The sequence below is a fragment of the uncultured Algibacter sp. genome (assembly GCF_963976535.1).
Taxonomy (GTDB): domain Bacteria; phylum Bacteroidota; class Bacteroidia; order Flavobacteriales; family Flavobacteriaceae; genus Algibacter_B.
Genome location: NZ_CAXBLF010000117.1, coordinates 1 through 2561, shown reverse-complemented (window position 1 = coordinate 2561; position 2561 = coordinate 1). Strand labels below are relative to the sequence as shown.

Annotated in this window: 1 protein-coding gene; it reads right to left on the bottom strand. The window is 33.2% G+C overall.

Annotation, left to right across the window (positions count from 1 at the left end; genetic code table 11):
* Positions 1-236: 236 nt before the first annotated feature.
* Positions 237-2414: an amino acid permease gene (locus tag AAC024_RS15830; RefSeq protein WP_339896460.1), complete on the bottom strand. Its 2178-nt coding sequence runs from the start codon at positions 2412-2414 to the stop codon at positions 237-239.
* Positions 2415-2561: the final 147 nt, after the last annotated feature.

Below are 2561 nucleotides of genomic sequence, written 5' to 3'. Positions count from 1 at the left end.
ACGCGGGTGTTTGCTAACTTATGTTTTTTTTAAATGAAAATTGTTTTGATTTTGGAGAGGTTCATTTAATACAAAGATAAAGTTCCGTTTTAATTGAGCTTTATCGGTTGTTAAACGACCTAAGTTTAGTTTTTAATAAATTTAAGAAAAAAACCAGCATTATCTAAAGTTTATTTTTGTTAATAATTCTTCCAGATTTTGTTCCTAAAACACTAGATAAAATAGACATGAATTTTCTAAACTAAAACATTCTCCAAATTAGAATCTACACAAAAAATACCAGATATTCGCGACTCATTTACTATAATAATCATGTCTGCAGTAGACATGTCAGCGTCAACACTAAATATATTAACGTCGGCATTTCTGTATTTTTTAACGTTGCCCAAAAGATCACCAGTCTTAACGCTAATATTGGTTTTCTTAGGAAATCTAACCATCGTTTTAATATCCTCAATATCTGTTTCCGAGAATTTTTGATTCGGATTATCATCAACAATAATGGCATCAATTTCACCTTTCCAGTTCTTGCAAATCAAAAGCGATAAAAGGGTTGATAAATCATTATGTCCAATATTAAAAGTTTCTTTCCAATTCGCTGGAACATTTGTTAACCAGAGGTTTATATTTTTTTCAATGGCTAAACTTGCTGTAGCGTATGGTATATACATAATCATTCCAAAATTGTTCTTTCTAACATCTGTTATGAGTTTATCATAAAAATCTAGATTGGCATTTCCAGTGTCAACACTTACAAAAATAATATTGGGCTTAAAAAAAGCAGCGTTAAGCGATTGCATACTAATATTGATAGTCGTATTGAGTTCTCTATTTTCAACAAATGCATAAGACACAGAAATACCACTTTCCTTATATTTCTGCGATGCATTTTTCAAAAACAACTCGATATTTTTCTGTTCTTCTGGATTTTCATGTAACAATGATAATATTTTAATAGAACCATTGGGATGAATAATGGAATGAATTAGTTTGTAAGAACTTCTAATTTCCTTCGGCATGGTCATGGGTATTAAAAGATCAGGACGCCATGATCTCACTTCCTTTTGAGGACTCAAATTACTAGATTTTTTTGTTGCCCACTCAGCAAGTGCTGTAAAAAGACCACTGCGAGAATCACCTGCCTCCGATTTCAATTTTAAATTAACCAAATAGAAGTAAAATATAAAAATCAATATGAGTGATGTTAACGCAACTATAGCATTAATAACAAACATGATGGTAATTGACCCAAAAGCACCTATAGCAGGGACAATTAATGGTACTTTTAATGTAGGTCTATAACTTGGTAAACTCAAGGATTGCTCTACAAGAACAACAATATTAACCATGGCATAGGTTATCATAAAAAACATAGTAAGAATTGGAGCAATGGTGTTTAAATCACGCAATGAAATTCCTATAAATACAATAACAGCAGTTATTAACATAGAATTTACTGGCTCACCTTTTTTTGATGTTTTAGCAAGGGCTTTACTTTTTGGTAAAATGCCCTTTTCGGCTAAGGCAAGCAAAATTCGCGGAGCACCTATAAAAGACCCTAAAGCAGATGAAAGTGTTGCACCCAATAAACCAGCAAGTACAATAGGGCTATAAAGCGCTTTGTCTATAAACAAATTATAGTTTGAGGTCATTTCTGTAGGAGTTGCCAAAAGTGACGCAACAAATATTAAACTGATATAAATAAATGTTGTTAAAATTACTGCTGAAATAGTTCCTTTAGGAATACTTTTTCGTGGACTCGTAAGATCACCAGACATATTAGCGCCTGCCATTACTCCTGTTACTGCCGGAAAAAAAACTGCAAAAACAACCCAAAAGGATGTTCCGCTGAAATTATTTTCTATAGACCCTGGATACTTACCAAACAACTCGAAGTCGTAGTTTAAATCGCTTACAAAAAGAGCACCATAGATGGAGACTAAAGACAAAACAATAATGCCAAGTATGATATATTGAATTTTAAAAGCAAAACTTGTGCTTATAAACGCAATGGTCATTACCACTGAAAAAATAAGGATATCAAGGATTAAAGGATTTAAATAAGGCAATATGGAGGCTAATCCTTCCCTAAACCCAAAAACATACATGGCCACAGCCAAAGCTTGAGCTATATAAAACGGAATGCCTATAGCGCCACCAATTTCCAAGCCTAAAGATTTTGAGATAATACTAAAAGCACCACCTGCACCTATACGAACATTGGTAGTAATTGATGATAAACTTAATGCTGTAGTTAATGTGATGCCAACCGAAATTAATAAAATAGCTAACGCACCAACAATACCTGCATTACCGACAACCCAGGGTTGACGAATGTACATGATTACACCAAGAATGGTTAAGGTAGTAGGTGTAAAAACTCCAGCAAGCGTTCCGAAAGTTTTCTTACTCATGTTTCTGACATTTTATGCTATTATTGAATTCATATTGCTTGTTTCAGCTTACATATAGTGAAAGATAAAGTTCCGTTTCAATACTGAAACAAGTTCAGTGCAGGTGAACTTTATCGGTTGTTAAACGAAGTTCGACATTTTTTCTGA